Below are 19,842 nucleotides of genomic sequence, written 5' to 3'. Positions count from 1 at the left end.
TTGGAGCGCCGCCCTGCCATGCCATAGCTTGGACTTATGAACGCAGTGAGAGGGCGCTTTGCAGCACGTACTGTTCGGGCCAAGGCTCCGGGCAAGGTTAACGTCTCACTCGGCGTAGGACCCCTGCGGGAAGACGGCTATCACTCAGTCGCCAGCGTCTACCTCGCTGTTTCCCTCTATGAGGAAGTAGCAGCAACCAGTACGGCGACCCCTGGGATCACGGTCAGCATCGCCCCGGCCAGCACCCTGGACCTCGACGACGTGGATATTCCCCTCGACGAGCGGAACCTTGCCTACAAGGCTGCTGCGATCATGGCCGATGTATCCGAGCACCCTACCGGCGTCCACCTGGAAATCACTAAGCGTGTACCCGTTGCGGGAGGCATGGGAGGTGGTTCTGCGGATGCGGCAGCCACCCTGGTGGCCTGCGACGCGCTCTGGAACAGCGGACTGTCCCGTGATGAACTTGCCCACTTGGCAGCTGAGCTCGGCGCCGACGTCCCGTTCTCCCTGCTTGGCGGAACTGCAGTGGGGCTCGGGGTGGGTGATGAACTGTCGCCGGCCCTCGCCAAGGCCCAGACAGACTGGGTGCTGGTTACGGCGGACTTTGGCCTGCCGACCCCTGAAGTTTTCCGGACCCTGGACAAGTTGCGCGACGCGGAAGGACTCCCGATTCACGAGCCAACCGCCGTCGATCCCAAGATACTCAAGGCATTGCGGAGCGGCGATGCTGACGCCCTCAGCCGGGTGATGATCAATGACCTGCAGCGCGCCTCGTTTGAACTGGCGCCCGGGCTGCGGGATACCCTTGGACTCGGTGAATCCCGTGGCGCCATTGCCGGCCTTGTGTCGGGCTCTGGTCCAACGGTGGCGTTGCTGGCCCATAATCCTGCAGCGGCGGAAGGCCTGGCGGAAGATCTTCGCCATCATGGCCTCAACGCCCAAGCCGTCCACGGCCCGGTACATGGTGCGCGGATCATCTCCGATACGCTCCTTTAGTAGTTTTGACAGTTTTGACCTTTTCCTAAGAAAGCAGTTCCCAGTGGCTCACCTGCTCGGCGGCGAGAACCTCACGGTCTCGTATGCAACCCGTACCGTCCTCGACGGCGTCACCCTCGGCTTGGAAGAGGGCGACCGGATCGGCATGGTGGGCCGGAACGGTGACGGCAAGTCGACGCTGATGCGCCTCCTCTCCATGCGCTCCACCCCCGATTCAGGCCGGGTGACCAAACGCGGCGACGTCAACATCGGGTACCTGGACCAGAGTGACGTGCTCGACGGCGACCTAACCGTGGGTGCCGCCATTGTGGGGGACCAGGCCGACTACGAATGGGCCCGGAACCCTCAGATCCGCGAGGTCATGGGTGGGCTGGTCTCGGACGTCGACTGGCATGCAAACGTCCACGCCCTTTCCGGCGGACAAAAGCGGCGCGTAGCGTTGGCTAAGCTGCTGATCGAGGATCACGACGTCATCATGCTCGACGAGCCCACCAACCACCTCGACGTCGAAGGCGTCGCCTGGCTTTCCCGTCACCTCAAAACACGGTGGCGGGCCAACCAGGGCGCCTTCCTGGTGGTTACTCACGACCGCTGGTTCCTCGACGAAGTCTGCACCAAGACGTGGGAGATTCATGATGGCATCATGGATCCTTTCGATGGCGGCTACGCGGCCTACGTTCTGGCCCGCGCTGAGCGGGACCGCTCGGCGTCCGTGGTGGAAAGCAAGCGCCAGCAGCTCGTAAAGAAGGAACTTGCCTGGCTGAGGCGCGGTGCACCGGCCCGAACCGCCAAACCCAAGTTCAGGATTGAGGCAGCCAACGCCTTGATCGCGGATGTCCCCGAGCCTCGAGATTCGATGGCCCTGAGCAAGATGGCCACCGCCCGCCTGGGCAAGGACGTTTTGGATCTGGAAAACGTCACGCTGGACTTCCTCGGCGGGGAACCCGGCCAGAAACTCTTCGACAACATCACCCTTCGGCTGGCTCCCGGCGAGCGGCTCGGACTGGTGGGCGTGAACGGCGCCGGAAAAACGACACTCCTGAAGCTCCTTAACGGCGAGATCGAGCCGACGTCGGGCAAGGTCAAGCGCGGCAAGACAGTAGTTACGGCTGTGCTGACCCAGGAGGTCAAGGAGCTCGACGACGTCGCCGACCTTCGCGTTATTGAGGTGATTGAGCGCGAGAAGCGCTCCTTCAACGTCGGCGGCAAGGAGTTCACTGCGGGCCAGCTTGTTGAGCAGCTTGGATTCACGAACGAGAAGCAATGGACTCCCGTGCGCGACCTGTCCGGTGGCGAACGGCGACGTCTGCAGCTCTTGCGGCTGCTGGTGGGTGAGCCCAACGTGCTCATGCTCGATGAGCCCACCAACGACCTCGATACGGACACCCTTGCCGCGGTGGAGGATGTCCTCGACGGCTGGCCTGGAACCCTGGTTGTGGTCAGTCACGACCGCTACCTGCTGGAACGCGCCACTGATCACCAGATGGCACTGCTGGGTGACGGCAAGATCCGCGCCCTGCCCCGTGGCGTGGATCAGTACCTGGAACTGCGGGAATCGGCTCTCGCGGGTTCCACCATCACCGGAGGCGGCAATCCCGTCATCGCCGCAAGCGGCAGCAACGCTCCTGCAGCCCCGGGAGCGTCCGAAGCCGAGAAGCGGGATGCCCGCAAGGCCAAGAACAGGATCGAACGCCAGCTGGGCAAGGTCAGCCAGCAGGAGGAAAAGATCCACGCCCAGATGGTCAAGAGCACGGCCGACAACGACTTTGACGCCATGGCTGAGCTCAACAAAAAGCTGAAGACCCTTGCCGAGGACCGGGAAGCCCTGGAGCTCGAATGGCTCGAGGCATTGGAAGTCCTCGGCGAGTAAACTCTGCAATTGGGCGCATGGCAGCAACTGGCATCCTCCGCGTGCTCGCTCGTTCCTCGCTTAGACGCACGCTTCCGGATGCCACCCGCTGCCAAGCCACGGATGTGCCGGCCTACCCGGCGAGATTCCAGATGCAGTGTTTAGGCGGATAGGCGAACTAGTCTTCGCTGTGGAGCTCTGGTTCCTTTTGCAGGCCTGTCAGACCGTTCCAGGCCAGGTTCACCAGGTGGGCTGCCACTTCGCGTTTATCCGGCTGACGGCTGTCCTGCCACCACTGCCCGGTCATTGCCACCATACCCACGAGCATCTGGGCGTACATGGCGCCGTCCGCCGAGCTAAATCCGCGGCGCAAAAATTCATCGCCAAGAATGTGCTCTACGCGTGCAGTGACATGGGAAAGCAACGTGGAGAAGGCACCCTCGGGCTGAGACGGGGGAGCATCGCGCATGAGGATTCTGAAGCCGTCCGTCCGGTCCTCGATGTATGTCAGGAGGGCCAAAGCGGCACGTTCCACCAAGACCCGGGGTTTGGCTTCCTCTGTCAGCGCTTCGTTGACGGAGGCGAGGAGGATGCGGAACTCACATTCCACCACTTGTGTGTAGAGGCCTTCCTTGGACCCGAAGTGCTCGTAGATGACTGGCTTGGATACGCCCGCAGCGGCAGCAATTTCCTCAATGGTGGTTCCATCCAGCCCACGGGCCGCGAAAAGTCCGCGTCCCACCTCGATCAGCTGGGTTCGTCGCTGCAGACCTGTCATGCGGGAGCGTGGGATATGACGCGGCTCCCGGGCCGGCGTGCCGGTTGGGTTCTCCGCCCCTTGGGGCATGCCTGCGCTCTTGCTCACTGCTCCATCATGCCCTATCAGTCGCAATGGTCCGGGGCTGCGATTGGGGCTGAGTCGCATGTGCGCCGACGTTCATGGCAGAATTGATTCTCGTGCCGCGGGCTTGACTCCGGGGCGCGGTCCGCTCTGGTGTAATGGCAGCACCCCGGCCTTTGGAGCCGTGGAGTATAGGTTCGAATCCTATGGGCGGAACTGCCGCAGTAGCCGGGTCACCGGCAACCCGGGTGGGGATGAAAGCGTGTCCAGTAGGATGATCTTGATGCCTCGGCCGGACTGCAGCTCCGGATCGTTTGCCGCATCACAGGCCAGTAATCAGCACGCTGAACGCGATCCACCGAGCAATCTAGCAAGGAGACTCTGTACGTGAGCCCCGTAAATACTGGTCCCGCCGCCGTCATCGTCCTGGCTGCAGGTGCCGGTACCCGGATGAAGTCGCGCACACCAAAAATCCTTCATGAAATTGGCGGACGTTCCCTTGTGGGCCACGCTCTCCACACGGCCCGCTCCGTCAACCCAAGGCAGCTTGCCCTGGTGGTCCGTCATGAACGTGACCTTGTCGCTTCCCATCTGAATGAACTGGACCCGTCCGCGTTGATCGTGGATCAGGACGATCTTCCCGGCACCGGGCGGGCCGTCGAAGTTGCCTTGGAAGCACTGGACAGCACCGCACCGCTCGACGGAACTGTTGTAGTCACTTACGGCGATGTCCCGCTCCTTACCGGAGACTTGCTCTCCGAGCTCATTTCCGTCCACGAATCGGAGGGAAACGCTGCCACTGTCCTGACAGCTGTCCTCGACGACGCGACTGGTTACGGCAGGATTCTCCGGGACGTTGATGGAACTGTCGCAGGAATCCGGGAACATAAGGATGCCTCCGACGCCGAGCTAGGCATCAAAGAGGTCAATTCGGGAATCTACGCCTTCGATGCAGCAGTCCTCCGGGATTCACTGCGCCACATCACCACGGACAATGCCCAGGGCGAGAAGTACCTCACTGACGTCCTCGGGCTGGCCCGGGCGGCAGGTGGACGTGTCGCTGCGGTAATCACCTCCGACCGCTGGCAGGTTGAAGGCGCGAATGACCGGGTCCAGCTCTCAGCACTTGGCGCGGAGCACAACCGGCGCGTTGTGGAGGCCTGGATGCGGGCAGGAGTCACCGTTGTTGACCCCGCCACCACGTGGATCGACTCGACAGTGATCCTTGAGGAAGATGTGCGGCTGCTGCCGAACACGCAACTCCACGGCGCCACGCACGTGGCGAGGGACGCCGTCGTCGGCCCCGACACCACCCTCACGGACGTGACGGTGGGGGAGGGCTCCACCGTAACCCGTACCCACGGTTCCGGGGCGGTTCTTGGAGCTGGTTCCAGCGTCGGGCCGTTCACCTACCTGCGGCCAGGCACCGTCCTTGGCGAGTCCGGCAAGATCGGCGCATTCTACGAAACCAAAAACGTGACCATCGGGCGCGGCTCGAAGCTCTCCCATCTTGGCTATGCAGGTGACACTGAAATCGGCGAAGACACCAATATCGGGTGCGGGAACATCACGGCAAACTACGACGGCGAAAAGAAGCACCGCACGGTGATCGGCTCCGGCGTACGCACAGGTTCGAATACGGTTTTCGTGGCCCCGGTCGAGGTCGGCGACGGAGCCTACACTGGGGCAGGTGCCGTCATTCGGCAAAACGTTCCGGCTGGGGCACTCGCCCTTTCGTTGGCTAAGCAGCGCAACGCCGAAGGCTGGGTGGCAGCAAACCGGCCGGGCAGCGTCTCAGCAAAGCTGGCAGAAGCCGCTGCGAACCGCGAGGATTCCTCAAACACTCCCGCATCAACAGAAGAAGGCAAGCAACCATGACCGAAATTACGGCGCGCGGCGAGAAGAAGCTGGTACTCGCTGCTGGGCGGGCCCATCCCGACCTTGCCCGCGAAATCGCCAAGGAGCTCGGCACAGAATTGCTGCCCGTTGACGCTTATGATTTCGCGAACGGCGAGATCTACGTCCGTGCGGGTGAAAGCGTTCGCGGCACGGATGCATTCGTGATCCAAGCGCATCCGGCACCGCTGAACAACTGGCTGATGGAACAGCTGATCATGATTGATTCGCTGAAGCGGGCCTCTGCTAAGCGCATCACCGTAGTTTCCCCTTTCTACCCTTACGCGCGACAGGACAAAAAGGGCCGTGGCCGGGAGCCCATTTCGGCCAGACTGATCGCAGATCTGTACAAGACAGCCGGTGCTGACCGCATCATGAGTGTGGACCTGCACACTTCCCAGATCCAGGGGTTCTTTGACGGCCCCGTGGACCACCTCATGGCCATCCCGCTCCTGGCCGACTACATCCGCACCCGGGTGGACGCGGAGAACATTACAGTGGTCTCCCCGGACACCGGCCGCGTGCGCGTCGCCGAGCAATGGGCGGAACGCCTGGGTGGCGCACCGCTGGCTTTCGTCCACAAGAGCCGAGACCTGACTGTTCCCAACCAGGCTGTCTCCAAGACGGTAGTGGGCCAGATTGAGGGCCGGACCTGCGTCCTCATCGATGACATGATCGACACCGGCGGTACCATCTCGGGCGCGGTGCAGGTCCTGAAGAACGCCGGCGCCAAGGATGTCATTATCGCGGCCACCCACGCGGTGTTCTCCGATCCGGCCGCCCGCAGGCTTTCCGAGTCCGGGGCGCGCGAGGTTGTTGTAACCAACACCTTGCCGATCACCGCAGACAAGAGCTTCCCCCAACTCACAGTGCTCTCCATCGCACCGTTGATTGCCCGGGCCATCCGCGAAGTGTTCGACGACGGGTCCGTGACGAGCCTGTTCGACGGCAACGCCTGAGCCCGGCCGGCATCAAAATTCAACATGCCAGCTGGCCGCTCCAGCCGGCGTCGGGCCCGTTTTCAGGAATCGGGTCCGACGCTGGTAAACTTTTTGACGATACCTTGGCGAGGGAGAGCGGCCGTTAGTTCCGGTAACTACGGATCAATACCGCAGTCTCCGTTATCGACTGGGTCTGAATCTCCTTCGTAAAGGACAGCCGCAAAGGCTGGCCGGCGTTGAAGGTCGCAACAGACCTCCGCCCTTGCTGAACACACTTTAGTCTTCAAGGAGATCCACATGTCTGAGCAGAAGCTCGCAGCAGAAGTACGTACCGAATTCGGAAAGGGCTTCGCCCGCCGCGCACGCATGGCCAACCAGATTCCCGCTGTTATCTACGGCCACGGTGCAGAGCCCATCCACATCACCCTCCCCAGCAAGGCCACCACTCTCGCGGTCCGCAAGGCCAACGCCCTGCTGTCCCTGGACATCAACGGTGACGTGCACCTCGCCCTGGTCAAGGACATCCAGCGCGATCCCATCAAGCAGATCATCGAGCACATTGACCTGCTGACCGTCATCAAGGGCGAAAAGGTCACCGTTGACGTCCCCGTCCACGTCACCGGTGAGCTTGCTCCGGGTAACGTCTACAACCAGGAACTCACCGTGATCTCCCTTGAGGCCGAGGCAACCCACCTGCCCACCGCCGTCGAGGTTGACATCGAAGGCCGCACGGCCGGTGAGCACATCCACGCATCGGACCTGGTCCTGCCGAAGGGCTCTGTCCTGCTGGCTGACGCCGACGCCCTGGTGGTTCACATCTCCGAGGCCACTGAGTCCGGTGAAGAGGAAGAGGGCGAGGCCGGCGAGGCCGCAGCTTCCGCCGAGTAGCACCAGCGAGTTAATACAGTGGCCGGGTCCGTGGACCCGGCCACTGTCGTTTCCTGGCGTTGCTTGGAGCGTGCAGTGCTGAACCGGCGGTGCCAAAAGAGGGCGTTCGCCAATCTAGGATGGATTTCATGACTGAGACGTGGCTGATAGCAGGCCTTGGAAACCCGGGACCCGGGTACAGCCGCAACAGGCACAACGTGGGCCAAATGGTTCTGGACGAACTTGCAGCCCGCGTGGGCGGGAGCTTCAAGACACATAAGGCCAGAGCCCAGATTGTGGAGGGCCGGCTGGGACCTGGCGGTCCGCGAGTGGTGCTCGCCAAACCCCTCAGCTATATGAATGTCTCCGGCGGTCCTGTCTCCGGCCTGGCCACTTTTTACTCGGTGGATCCGGCACACGTGGTTGTTGTCCATGATGAAATTGATATCCCCTTTAATACAGTCAAGCTGAAGCTTGGTGGAGGGGAAGGCGGGCACAACGGATTACGGGACATTTCGAAGGCCCTGGCCACCAAGGACTACCTTCGAGTGCGCGTAGGAGTAGGTCGCCCGCAAGGTCGAATGGACACCGCGGACTACGTTCTGAGGGATTTCTCGACGGCGGAAAAGAAGGATCTTCCCTTCCTCGTGGATGAGGCCGCCGACGCCGTCGAACTCCTCGTCCGGGATGGCCTGACAGCCGCCCAACAGAAATTTCATCCGGTCAAAGCCTGACGTCCTGCCGGTCCGGTACAGGCCTCCGGCATGGAGAGGAAAGCGCTCCTTTCGGGGGCTTGACAGAACGCCCTTGGAATGCGCAAACCTTGATGAAATCTAGGTGGTGCCTGCCCTGTTTTACAGTCGGCGCCACGAGGTAGTCTTCTCCTAAGCGGGGGAAGGTCAGAAACACCTTATACCCGCCACGCGGGACGTAAGGAAAAGTTCATGTCAATTGAGCCACTCAACTGGGGACGTGGGTCTACTGGTAGCGCGCTTGCCGATCCAGTGACGTTTGCTGGTCCGGATGAGCACCAGAAATGGTCGCTGCCGGCAAGAAGCGCAGATCTCGGCCACATTCGCGCTACATTAACAGACGCCGATTCCATGGGCGTTGTCATCACGGGAGCACGCGGTGTTGGCAAGTCTTCACTTGCCAGGACCGCAGTCATGGAATTGGGCCCCGAGATCTACAGTCTTCAGTTGCGCAACACCTTGGCCGGTTCCAAGACTCCGTACGGCTGCCTTGCATTTCTCCTCGCCCGGCTTCCGCAGGCCGCTATGGGATCACCCACTGCTATTCTCCAGGGCATCACCTCCCTCATTCGCAACGATGCCGGTGGGAGGCCCTGCGTCATCACGCTCGACAGCACAGCCAGCCTGGATGATATGAGTGCAGGGGTGCTGCTGAACATCCTGCTGACACGCACGGCGAGGATCATCGCGATTGCCCCGAACATCAGCGATCTGCCGGCGGATTTCCACTGGCTTTTGACCGAACGCCGTCTCACCGAGGTGCGATTGGAGAACCTCAACGAACTGCAGACCAAGCAGGTGCTGCTCTCCTTGCTGGGTCACCGTGTCTCCTCGTCGCTCGTGAGCACTTTCCACTCCATTGTGGGTGGCAACCCCATGCTCCTGAAGGCGCTCGTGGCTGAGCAGCAACTGGCGGGGAACCTTATCCTTTCCGACTCGGTGTGGACGTTGCGGGACAAAGTGGTTCTCGACGGCGGCACCGGGCTCGATGACATCGTCCGATCCCGCTGGACCCGTGAGTCCCCTGAGACGCGGGCAGTAATTGAAATGCTGTCCTGTGCGCGGACTGTTTCCCTTACACGGCTCACTGGCGTATTCGGCACGGACATCATCGCTGACATGGAAGACGCAGGGCTGTTGGCCGTAGCCCGCTCAGACAACCGCTGGGTGACCCTTAGGGAACAGTACCTCGGTGATGTGGTGAGGTCCTGGCTGAGCGTTGCGCGGCGTAGGGAGTTGCGTACCCGGCTCTTAGGCGATCGTGAACCCGATGTATCCCACATGACACTTGAAGAGCTCATAGGCTTTGCCGCGTGGACCCATGAATGTGAGGCGGAACTGCGCCCGCCGCTGTCCCTGGCGGCAGCAGAGGCGGCCAACCAGCTCTTCGATCCGAGGTTTGCCCTGACCTGCGCCGGCAGCATTAAAAAAACGGATGACGAATGGGTGGCAGGGCAACGCCAGAAGGCCGCGTCCTACCTGCTTCTGGATCTTCCCCTGCAGGCCATGGCCGCCCTTGAGGACATCACCCCGGCTCAGCTCCAAGAACTCGCTGACCTGGACTTCGCCGAAGTTGTAGCGGCGAAATGTGACGTCATGGTGTGGTTGCCCGAGCATAAAAGCAAGGTGCCTGAACTCCTGGACCAGGCACGGGAGCGCCTGGGAGTGAAGCGCGGCATCAAGTTATCGTGGCCGGATCCGCTGGCTGCAGCTGCCAACCGGATCAGCCTGAGCGAGTTCGAATACCATGCCTTCACGGGAAATTTCGGGCACATCATCCATGATCTTGAAGAGGCGGCTGACCCTCAACTGAACAACGACCTCTGGTTCAGGATGCAGTCGGCCATCATCCTCATGGAAGCCCTTTCAACGATGGGGCGGGAGATGGACGCGCTGCAGCTCATGCGGCTACTCGGCGGTCAGCTCTCCGACGCCGGACACATCGTAGGACTCCGCGAAAAGTTCTCAGTCCGTGCTTTCACCGTGTTGCTTCAGGCAGGCAGGTGGCGGCAGTGCTTGGACCTCGTCAACCCTCCCAAGTCCCAGGACGCCCGTGGCCTCGCTTTCCGAACGTCCGGCTCAGAGTTGTCTACGGGCCTTGCCTACGTCTATTCAGGACGCGGAGCCATTGCGCTGGAATCCCTTCTTTCCTCCGTGGCGCAGCTTGAGCTTCGGCCCGTCATGAACACCCTCCAAGCCGCTTACGCGGCAACGGCCTTTGCCTACGCCCAACTAGGTGACGCCGGCCAGGCACGGAAGTACCTTGAAAAGCTGCGCACGTCCCGGGGCGAATGCACTTTCGCTGTCAAGACCGTCACCAACTTCTGTGCTGACATGGCAGGTCGATGGCTGGGGGAAGCGGACGCAAGCAACAGACTTCTGGCCTCCGCCCGCGAGGACATCGTGGAGGGCAGGTTCACGTTGGCCGGAATCAGCCTCCTCGGCGCAACAGTCAACGGGTCGGAGGAAGACTACCGCCTCCTGGAAAACGTGGCCGGGCACCGCCAGGGTCCGTTAGCCGAAATGTCGAGGCTGATCGCCGTCGGCACCCGGACAAGGGACGCAAAAGTCCTCCTCGCCGGGGGCGAGCTCGCCGCGTCAATGGAGCTCGATGTCGTAGAGGCGCGCTGTGCGGCCCTGGCTGTTGATTTTGCCCGCATGGCCGGTGATTCGGGATCTGCCCGGATTGCGCAGTCCCGGCTGGACCACCTCTCTTCCACTGTCAGCAGTTTGCCCATCATTCCCAGCAGTGGAAGTCCGCTCCTTACCGCGAGGGAACGGCAGATTGCACGCCTGGCGGGCCGGGGCACGTCCAACCGCGACATAGCCCAGGAGATGGGCGTCTCGGTCCGCACCGTCGAGGGCCATCTGTACCAGGTCTTCACCAAGCTTGGCGTGACCTCGCGGGGTGATTTGCCTGGACTCGTCTAGCGGCCGGATTCCGAAGTCAGGATCGGTGAACCGGCAACTGACCGGTCGCCGGGAGACGATGGAACGCGTCTGTCACACCATCCTCAGCAAAACCAGCCAGGCAGTATTTCTGATCTCCGGGCCGGGGATCGGCAAAAGCGCCCTGGTCGAAGCGATCAGTGAACGGCTTGCGCGGGACATGAATGTTCTGCGGATCCATGGAAGTTCGTCGCTGGCTAGGGTTCCCTTCGGCGTTTTAGCACCATACACGTCCGGTTTGTCGGCGGAAGACGCCTTATCTCCCGTCGCCGTGCTGAGGTCGGTGTGGACCTATTTCCAAAAACTCCGCTCAGCCAAGGACGGCCCGCTCCTTCTGGTGGTCGATGACGCCCATCACCTGGATGACGCCACTGCAAGCATTGTGGTTGACATGGTTTCTGCCGGTTGGGCAAGCGTCCTGGCCACCGGCCGTTCCCGCCCCGGCCTTCCTGCTGCCATGAATCAGCTTTGGTACGACGGACTCGCGGATCGTATCGATCTACGGCCCCTGACGCAGGAGCAGGTAGCCGAGGCTGTGGGCCACGCCTTGGAAGGCATCGTCCCGGAGATCACTGTGCAGGCTCTCTGGGCAGAATCAGGGGGCAATCCCTTGTTGCTGGACTGCCTCCTGAACGATGCCATCGAGTCCGGATGTTTGGTCAAGCGGAACGGCATCTGGCTGCTTCTGGGTAACTGGCCATCAGGGGGACGCAAGCTCACAGACGTCGTCGCAAAACAACTTCAGCGCCGGAGCGCCGAGGAGCAGGAGGCATTGAAACTGATTGCTCTCTCCGAACCCGTTCCACGGGGCCTTATCGAAGAAGTGTGCGGTGCCCGTGCCGTACGTTCCCTCTTGGAACACCAACTAGTGCGGGAATCAACAGGAGCGACGGCCGAGCTCCGCTTGTTGTACCCAAGCTACAGCGGGGCCCTCCGCCGCATGGTTTCAGCATCAAGAAGCCTCCATTTACGCAAGCAACTCCTTGAGCACGCACACCACCACGCCACGTCAGCGGAGGGGATGCTGCGAATGGTCAGCTGGTCGCTGGAATGCGGAGCCGAAGTGCCCGACGCGGAATTGCTGGAGGCATCAGTCATGGCCGCCAGGCTGTTTCAGGACCCGCTGGCGCTCGACGCGGCGGCGCGCATCCGTGATCCTGACCTCCGCCAGCGCGGGCAGGTCGCCATGGCGCGGGCCCATTACAACCAGGGCAGGTACGAGGAAGCAGCGAAGCGGCTGGATCTCCACTTTGCCGCCGACGGGGAACCTGCACGGAACCCCGGGGACGTACTCCTCTGGGCTTGCACCCACGGCGCCCTGGGCCATATTCCGGAGGCGTTCCTCGAAGATGCCCGACGACTCCTGGACATTAACGGCCATGCAGCCAAAACGGGAGAACAGTCGGATGCTTCCGGCAGCGAGATGCGGCACTGGAATGTCCTGGAACTTTTCGCGCTGAGTGCTGCTGCCGACTACCGCTCACTGGGTAAATACCTGGATGAATTCGAGTCCGGGCCACCCGGAGTGGGGACCAACGGAGGGTCACCTGCTCGAGCCGCTTTTATGCTGACAATGCGCTCAGAAGTGCTTCGTTCAGAGGGGCGCTCCGAGGCTGGCGAAAAGCTTGCCGCCGAAGCACAGGCAATCCTCACAGCGGACGCCAGCGAGCTCTTTTTCTTCCCCGAGTTTGTTCTCCATCGCCAACTGGGTGCAGCGATGGCCGCCGGACACTGGGTAGCGGTGGAGGACTCCCTCAGAGCGTATACAAGTCAGCGAAGCCATGCGTTGGTCACCTTCGGGGGTACCGTGCAAAGCTGGCGTGGCATTTCCCTGCTGTTGCGCGACATGCTCGATGCCGCCGGATCGTACCTCTCCCCGGCAGTTGAGTCCCTACGCGAGAATGACCCCCTTGGTTTGTTGCCCATGACTCTGGCGGCTGCATCCTACGCGGCTGCCAGAACTGGAGACACCGCCAAAGCCCGCCGTCTCCTGCAGGATTTTGACTATCTTGAGACCTTTGGGCGCGGGTTCGACGCCGAGTACGCCCGCGTTTTTTCTGCCGCCAGCATCGATGTCCTGCAGGCAGGCGATGCCGGCCCTGTCACTCTGCTGGCACTCCTTGGCGACCCCTCGGCCGTGTCATCGCCCGAAGCAGAGCTTTTGATCCACGGAGTGGCGGCCAGACTGGGGCATGCGGGTGACTTCTCCCGGATTGCCAGTCTGACAGAGAACATGGAAGGCGCCTGGGCCGGAGCATGGCATAAGTTTGCCGTTGCGCACCTCTCGGGTACCGCTGCTGACTACATGGAAGCAGGCGAAGCAGTTCACGCGGCAGGACTGATCCGGGTTGCACGGAACCTGTTTGCGGCTGCGTCTGACCGCTACGGCACGGCCGGCAACCGGATGCGGTCCAGGGAGGCTGCCAGCCGCCGGGATGATTGCGACAGGGAACTTCGAGTCACCCTGGACATCGGGGCAGCGGCATCTGAATCGTCCGCTGGGGTGCACCTGACGCGGCGCGAGAAGGACATCGTCGTGCTCGCTGTTGAAGGGCTGACCGACAGGCAGATCGCTGACAAGCTGATGGTTTCGGTCCGGACCGTTGAAGGACACCTTTACCGCAGCTACGCCAAACTTGGTATCCGCGGCAGGGACCAGCTCGCTTCCGCAGTGCAGCTTTAGGCGCCTGGGACCCCCTTCCTGGGACGGGCAGCAGATCCTGCAGGTGAGTACGCGTTGAAGCGGATCGGCCTCGCTATCCCCAATCCGGGCGTAAAACGCGTTCTTCCGGGGTGCTGTGGGAAAGCCTTCCGCCCGTAACTGAGTACATGCAAGTAGTACGCAGTCTTATGGTCCTAAGAAGTCGGGTAACCACTACCGATGCCCCAATGCGACTGAGGCGGTTGACTGGAGGCAATCCAGTGGAACCTACCCAGAATGGTCTCAGGATGAATAAGCTCCGGGAATCCATCGTTCCCAAAATCAGGCTTCGCATCTCGGGCGTGAAGTTTTCCCACAAGGCACCTTCACTCATCGCACTTCAGACCTGCCGTTCAGGCGGGTCCCTTCCACTCTCGCCTTCCTCCCTGGAACCACGCAGTGTCCTTTCCGGCACCCGCGCCCCTCGGTCGGAGCCGACGGCGTCAGAGCCTCCTGAGACCAGGGCTCTCCCCCCAGTCGTCGTCGGCTCCCTTAAACGGTCTCAGAAGCTGGTGCCCTCAACAGCTTGCTTTGTGGGGGAGCACCAATGAGCGCCGTCGACGAATTTCCCACAAAGGCGGGGGTGAGACAGCGACGTTTTGGCCGTAGCCTTGCCAAGTCACTCGCCTTGGCCGGAGGGTCCCCTACTTGGTCTTCCGACGGTACGCCGCCGGTTGCGGTGGATTCGGGCCGGTCCTGGGCGAAGCGGTATCGCAGGTGGCTTCGCGCTACCGACGCTGCCATCATCGCCGGTACTGTAAGTGTTGCTTACGGCATCCGGTTTGAGACCGGTGATGCACTGTTTCAAAGTACAGACGCCGGAACGCCGTATCTGACCGTTAGCATCTGCATCCTGATCGCATGGATTCTGGCCCTGGAAATCCATCGGACCCGTGATGAGACTGTCCTGGGCGTCGGTTCCGAAGAGTACAAGCGCGTCCTGGACGCCACTTTGGGCATTTTCGGCGGAATCGCAATCGTCGTACTCGTTCTGGACATTGAAGTGATCCGCAGCTACTTCGCCCTGGCGCTGCCAGGCGGAGCACTCTTACTCCTCCTGAGCCGCTGGCAATGGCGTGCTTGGTTGAACCGGCAGCGGCAATTCGGGCACTATTTGTCCAAGGTCATAGTGGTAGGGGAACGGAACGACGTCGAATATGTCGTCCGCCAGTTCGGCAAGGTTTCGGGAGCGGCTTACGAAGTGGTTGGGGCAGCTTTGCCGTCGGACTTTGAACACGCGTATCTCCAGATTTCCGCCACAAGGGTTCCTGTTCTCTGCTCGATAGACACCGTTGCCACGCAGGTCAAAGCCTCGGGAGCAAACGCGGTTGTGGTGGCAGGCCAATTGCCGGGAGGAACCCAAGCGATTAAGCGGCTGGGCTGGGCGTTGGAGGGAACCAGTGCAGGCCTTGTCCTGGCCTCGAGCCTTACCGACATCGCTGGCCCACGGATCCACTGGCGCCCGGTGGAAGGTCTCCCGATGATGCATGTGGAGCTGCCGCAGTTCACCGGCGGGAAGCACACGCTCAAACGCTTTGTAGACATCCTCGCTGCCGTTGGTGCCCTGGTGCTTTTACTGCCGGTGTTCTGCATCCTCGCAGGGATTATCGCAATAGACAGCCGTGGTCCCGTCCTTTTCCTGCAGGAGAGAGTGGGGCTGAACGGCAAACGCTTCCGGATGGTCAAGTTCCGCTCGATGGTTCAGACGGCTGAAGCTGAACTTGTTGATCTGCGCGCCCAGAATGAAGCTGCAGGCTTGCTATTCAAGATCAAGAACGATCCCCGCATTACCAAATGCGGACTATGGATGCGGAAGTACTCGCTGGATGAGCTGCCGCAGTTCTGGAATGTCCTCAAAGGGGACATGAGCCTGGTGGGACCGCGGCCGCAACTTCCTTCAGAAGTGGAGGGCTATGAAGGCGACGTCCGCCGTCGCCTCCTGATCAAGCCCGGAATAACGGGACTCTGGCAAATAAACGGGAGATCGAACCTCGGCTGGGACGAGAGCGTCCGCTGGGATCTCTACTACGTCGAAAACTGGTCGCTGACCGGCGACATCATGATTCTTTGGCGGACTGTCAAAGTGCTCCTGAAGCCGGTCGGAGCCTACTAAGGGCCGCTTGCCGGCCGGAAGCGGAAGGAGCAGACGTGGGTCTCAGGATCGGTTATGCATCTGGTGTTTTTGACCTGTTTCACGTAGGACACCTCAACATACTTAAGCATGCCAAGAGCCAATGCGACTTTCTTATCGCGGGAGTTGTTTCTGATGAGATTGTTGAGCAAGTGAAAGGCAGACTTCCCGTAGTTCCATTCGCAGAACGTTTGGAAATTGTCAGGAACATCGGTTACGTGGACAAAGTATTCGCCCAGGTTGTCACGGATAAGCTGGCGGTCTGGGAGGAGCTGGGCTTCAACGTCTACTTTAAAGGGGACGACTGGCGCGGCACCCCCGAAGGGCAGCGGATTGAGGTTGCCCTCAGCCAAGTAGGTGTGGAAGTTGTCTACTTCCCCTACACAGTTCACACGTCAAGCACGGTGTTGAGAACTGCCCTGGAACTTATCAATCAGTCCGGCGATCCGGTACAGCGGCTGAACGGAGTTCCGCGCTCTCGTGCCTGAGACCCAAGGCGACTCTGGGAGTCACAGCTCTCGGTATGCCGTTTTCATTCCTGGCTGTCTCCATAAAACTACTTGCTTTCCAAGCCCCGGCACTCGCCAACTACTGAGTACACCTGCTTTCTCTTCTTGGAGTGGTACGGGGAAATGGAGTACTCCATACTGATGTCCCTCGTAGTGGACGTTCGTAAGCTGAAGTCAGCTCTCCCGACTGAACACGAGGAAGTCACGATGTTGCAAACAGGTGCTGCTGTAGCGGGACAGTTCAGCGTCGCCCAGGATTCAATATCCCGTATCCGGCAGAAGATTGAACGTGCCACGTACGCTCGTCAAACGCTCATAGACGACACGATTATGATTTTGACCCGTAGTCAGGGATGCGGCGCCATCCTCGTTGGCGAATACGGCACGGGCAAGACATACCTGATGCGAAAAGTGGTGGAGCAGCTGAATGATTCCGCCTATACAGTCAGTATCCGTGGCAGTTCTGTGGCCTCACGGATGCCCTACGGCGCGTTCAGCTCGCTGCTGAATGACCTGGATGAGGCTGTGGTAGTAAATCCTCTGGCAGTTTTACGCGGCATAACCGGCCTGCTCCGGAGCAGGGCGAACGGTCGCAGCATCATTCTTTGCGTTGACAACGTGCATAATCTGGATGATCTTGCGGCGTTGGTAGTGGGTCAACTTACCGCAAATGGGACCGTTCAATTGTTAGCAGCCTGCGAGGACCCGCTGCAGGCGCCTGAGGCCATAGTCGGGCTCTGGAAAGACGGACTTCTGCGCAGAATTGAAGTTGACCCCTTCACCAAGCAGGAAACAGCCGAATGGCTTGAGGCAGCCCTTGATGGAAAGGTTTCGCAGTCAGTCAGCGAGGCAATCTGGGGGGCTACCGGGGGGAACCCTCGCGTAGCAGAAGTTCTCCTACCGGAGCAGATCTCCGCTTCCTCTATTGTGCAGACGGATGGCGTGTGGGTTATGTCGGGGGAGCCTTTCAGGTACAGCGGGATTGTCACGGACACCGTGCTGACGTCCTTGGCAGGTCTTTCCGAACGGGAACAACTTGTTATGGATGTCCTGTCTTTGTCAGGAGGAATGACCCTTGAGCTCTTGATGGGCGTTACAGATCCGTTGGCTATAAATTCGCTCGAACAACGAGGTTATGTTGAAGTGACGGGTGGCCAGTCCGCCCTGGCCAGGGTCTCCAATTCATTGGTTGCCCGCATTGTTCGTAGCCAGGTTCCCATTAGCAGGAGCCGTGAGCTCTACCGCTCGGCAGCGGCAAAGCTCGCAAAGTCTGATGACCGTCAGATCGATGAGTTGACCTTGGCTCACTGGTCTGTCAATTGTGGCCTGCCGATAGCAGACAAGCTGGTTTTAGCTGCCGTTCGATTCGCGAACTCATCCGGTAATCCTGAAGACGCCTTGGCTCTTATCCCGGTTCTGCGGAACTCCCAGTACCGCTACGAATCGTTGGTAGAAGAGGGGCAGGCCTTGCTGGCCCTCGGCCAGACCGGGGCCGTTCGGTCCTTGCTGATGAACGTAGGTACGGCTACGGCAGAGATGCCGGCCAAGTGCTGGATCGAAATCCAGCTGATGTGGTTCCGGCTTTCGATGGGGCACGAATCAGTCCCCATGAACCTCACTAAAATTCTGGCGGAGGCCTCTGAAACGCTCAGCCAGATACATGAAGAAGCCGGCATGGATGCCGCCCAGTTGATGGAGCTTCAAGAAAGACTGGATCTGGCCCAGGTCGAGCATGCAATCCACGAGGGCCGATACCAGGACTGTGAGTCACCTCTGGTCAACGTCTGTAAATCAGGCCGCAGTAGTAGTAACAGACAGCAGGCAGCTGTCCTTCTGTGCCAGGTGCTGGCCCTCACCGGACGCCAGAGTTCCGGCCTTCGGATCTTCAAATCCCTGGACCTCCAACTTGACGACGAGGTACAGCCGCCGTCAGGGGATGACGCCGCTACGGACATCGTGCTCGCCATTCTGAGCGGAGCTTCTTACCCTCACGGCGTCACTGCTGACAGGGGTCCGTACCCCTCCACGCGGGTAGGGGCCCTGGCCGCCGCCTTGGACGAACTGGGTGCAGGACTCCTTTGGGCTTCCCGGGGGCAAGCGCAGAAGGCTCTCAAGTGTTTGTTGCCTGCTGCCAGCCAGCTCAATCAATTAGGCCGGATTGATTTGTCCACATTGGCGTACACAGGCACCGCATACGCGTACGCCCTGCAAGGTGACAATGACCGCGCTCTTCATTTTCTGAACAAGGGGAAACCCAAAGGCACAAGCAGTCCACAGATTCTTTACAGCGTCGGCGCCTACTTCAGAATGCTCACTTCTGCGGAGCTTGCCTCCAAAGACAGGGCAATAGAAAATCTGTTCACATTGGCAGATCAGGAACATGCTAAAGGGGCACTAACAGCTGAACTTTTCTTCCTCACTGCAGCAGTCAGGTTGGGGGCTGCTAGCGGCGCCCAACGTCTGATCAACCTGGCATCCAGCATCGACAGTCCTTTGTCCCGGCAATGCAGGAACTTCGGGACAGGCATCCGAAACGGCGACGCATCCCTGCTGAGCCTGGTTGCTGAGACCGCGATTGCCCATGGAGATAATCTGTTTGCCCGTGACGCAGGCAGAGCAGCCGTGAAAGCAGCCACCGATGCAGGCGACCGAACCGCTATAAGGATTGCCCAGCAGCTTATTCGTTCAAGCCTCGAGAACCTTAATGGCATTAAGCATTCCAAGGAAGATGGTGCCTCCTTAACAGCACGTGAGCAGGAAGTTGCTGCTTGGGCCGCCGCGGGAGTAAGCAACCGGACTATTGCCGCAAAAATGCATATTTCGATCCGAACGGTGGAGGGACACCTTTACCAGATTTATGGAAAGCTGCAGGTCGCCTCCCGTGCCGAACTACGGCTGGCTTTCGCATGATTACCGAGACGTCTGTCAACAGAGGCCTGGTGTTCCTGCCTATGGCGCCGGTTGTACGTGTCCCGGTGATTTCAGGGAGTAGTTCCAGAAAGAAGTCAGGTATGGCGTACTCGCGTCTCAGTCCCAGGTCATTCGTAGCGCTAAGGAAGGCCTTTGATTTAGCTGCATATGCAGAAGGTCTCGAATCAAAGTGCCTAACCCCAGCCACTTCACCTGTCTCACCCACCGCTTATGTTTCCTGTTCCGAGGAGGTTCGATATGTCGGATCAGCCTGAAGGCCCGACGATCAGGGTCTCCGACTTCTTTCGCAGCTTGAGGCGCCGTTGGATGGTTGTCGCTAGTTCCGTCGCAGTTTGCAGCTTGGCGGCCGTAAGCTATTCAAGCAGCCTCCCCCAGGAGTATACGGCCACTGCCTCACTGACCGTGGCGCCAATAACTACAAACCCATTCTCGTCGGCAGCCGTTAATCAACAGATAAATATCACTACTGAACGGGC

12 protein-coding genes, 1 tRNA gene and 1 pseudogene are annotated in these 19,842 nt (G+C 60.4%); 13 read left to right on the top strand and 1 reads right to left on the bottom strand.

Annotated elements, in window-relative coordinates; all coding sequences use genetic code 11:
* Positions 1-36: 36 nt before the first annotated feature.
* On the top strand, positions 37-999 hold the full coding sequence (locus M1E02_RS15010; RefSeq protein ID WP_479375024.1) for a 4-(cytidine 5'-diphospho)-2-C-methyl-D-erythritol kinase: 963 nt from the start codon (positions 37-39) through the stop codon (positions 997-999).
* 43 nt (positions 1,000-1,042) lie between these two features.
* Complete coding sequence (locus M1E02_RS15005) at positions 1,043-2,869, top strand: ABC-F family ATP-binding cassette domain-containing protein (protein WP_479375023.1); 1,827 nt, start codon at positions 1,043-1,045, stop codon at positions 2,867-2,869.
* Between the two features lie 157 nt (positions 2,870-3,026).
* On the opposite strand, the gene M1E02_RS15000 is transcribed toward M1E02_RS15005, so the two are convergent.
* Entirely contained in the window at positions 3,027-3,626 is a 600-nt protein-coding gene (locus M1E02_RS15000; protein WP_479378174.1) for a TetR/AcrR family transcriptional regulator, read from the bottom strand.
* A 207-nt stretch (positions 3,627-3,833) separates the two neighbouring features.
* Between M1E02_RS15000 and M1E02_RS14995 the strand changes: the two genes are divergently transcribed.
* The 11 genes and pseudogenes from M1E02_RS14995 to M1E02_RS14945 form a co-directional block, all read left to right on the top strand.
* Positions 3,834-3,905: transfer RNA gene (locus M1E02_RS14995), tRNA-Gln, on the top strand.
* A gap of 171 nt (positions 3,906-4,076) precedes the next feature.
* Positions 4,077-5,567, top strand: coding sequence for a bifunctional UDP-N-acetylglucosamine diphosphorylase/glucosamine-1-phosphate N-acetyltransferase GlmU (glmU, locus tag M1E02_RS14990; protein ID WP_479375022.1), 1,491 nt, complete (start codon positions 4,077-4,079; stop codon positions 5,565-5,567).
* Positions 5,564-6,544, top strand: a complete 981-nt coding sequence (locus tag M1E02_RS14985; protein WP_247044377.1) for a ribose-phosphate diphosphokinase — start codon at positions 5,564-5,566, stop codon at positions 6,542-6,544. Before glmU ends, M1E02_RS14985 begins: the two co-directional genes overlap by 4 nt.
* A gap of 279 nt (positions 6,545-6,823) precedes the next feature.
* Positions 6,824-7,414 carry a 50S ribosomal protein L25/general stress protein Ctc gene (locus M1E02_RS14980; RefSeq protein WP_479375021.1) on the top strand — a complete coding sequence of 197 codons (591 nt, stop codon included), beginning with the start codon at positions 6,824-6,826 and terminating at the stop codon, positions 7,412-7,414.
* Between the two features lie 128 nt (positions 7,415-7,542).
* Positions 7,543-8,127 carry an aminoacyl-tRNA hydrolase gene (pth, locus tag M1E02_RS14975; protein ID WP_479375020.1) on the top strand — a complete coding sequence of 195 codons (585 nt, stop codon included), beginning with the start codon at positions 7,543-7,545 and terminating at the stop codon, positions 8,125-8,127.
* Positions 8,128-8,337: 210 nt separating this feature from the next.
* Positions 8,338-11,076: a helix-turn-helix transcriptional regulator gene (locus tag M1E02_RS14970; RefSeq protein WP_479375019.1), complete on the top strand. Its 2,739-nt coding sequence runs from the start codon at positions 8,338-8,340 to the stop codon at positions 11,074-11,076.
* 25 nt (positions 11,077-11,101) lie between these two features.
* Positions 11,102-13,777, top strand: a complete 2,676-nt coding sequence (locus M1E02_RS14965) for a helix-turn-helix transcriptional regulator (RefSeq protein WP_479375018.1) — start codon at positions 11,102-11,104, stop codon at positions 13,775-13,777.
* 565 nt (positions 13,778-14,342) lie between these two features.
* Positions 14,343-15,908 (top strand): sugar transferase, encoded by a 1,566-nt coding sequence (locus M1E02_RS14960; RefSeq protein WP_479375017.1) that lies wholly within the window; start codon positions 14,343-14,345, stop codon positions 15,906-15,908.
* Positions 15,909-15,943: 35 nt separating this feature from the next.
* On the top strand, positions 15,944-16,414 hold the full coding sequence (locus M1E02_RS14955) for an FAD synthase family protein (protein WP_479375016.1): 471 nt from the start codon (positions 15,944-15,946) through the stop codon (positions 16,412-16,414).
* A gap of 144 nt (positions 16,415-16,558) precedes the next feature.
* Positions 16,559-19,345, top strand: a complete 2,787-nt coding sequence (locus M1E02_RS14950) for a LuxR C-terminal-related transcriptional regulator (protein WP_479375015.1) — start codon at positions 16,559-16,561, stop codon at positions 19,343-19,345.
* Between the two features lie 231 nt (positions 19,346-19,576).
* Positions 19,577-19,825, top strand: a pseudogene (locus tag M1E02_RS14945) (Wzz/FepE/Etk N-terminal domain-containing protein); the annotation flags it as partial.
* Positions 19,826-19,842 lie beyond the last annotated feature (17 nt).

The organism is Arthrobacter sp. Z5-13, assembly GCF_056499105.1.
Note: the sequence above shows the minus strand (reverse complement) of the source record. Positions and strands in the feature narration are given on the sequence as shown.

Coding starts and splice junctions, on each gene's coding strand:
- M1E02_RS14960 (WP_479375017.1), top strand. CDS start 14,343: ATGAGCGCCGTCGACGAATTTCCCACAAAGGCGGGGGTGAGACAGCGA.
- M1E02_RS14985 (WP_247044377.1), top strand. CDS start 5,564: ATGACCGAAATTACGGCGCGCGGCGAGAAGAAGCTGGTACTCGCTGCT.
- M1E02_RS14970 (WP_479375019.1), top strand. CDS start 8,338: ATGTCAATTGAGCCACTCAACTGGGGACGTGGGTCTACTGGTAGCGCG.
- M1E02_RS14980 (WP_479375021.1), top strand. CDS start 6,824: ATGTCTGAGCAGAAGCTCGCAGCAGAAGTACGTACCGAATTCGGAAAG.
- pth (WP_479375020.1), top strand. CDS start 7,543: ATGACTGAGACGTGGCTGATAGCAGGCCTTGGAAACCCGGGACCCGGG.
- M1E02_RS15000 (WP_479378174.1), bottom strand. CDS start 3,626: ATGACAGGTCTGCAGCGACGAACCCAGCTGATCGAGGTGGGACGCGGA.
- M1E02_RS15010 (WP_479375024.1), top strand. CDS start 37: ATGAACGCAGTGAGAGGGCGCTTTGCAGCACGTACTGTTCGGGCCAAG.
- M1E02_RS14950 (WP_479375015.1), top strand. CDS start 16,559: ATGGAGTACTCCATACTGATGTCCCTCGTAGTGGACGTTCGTAAGCTG.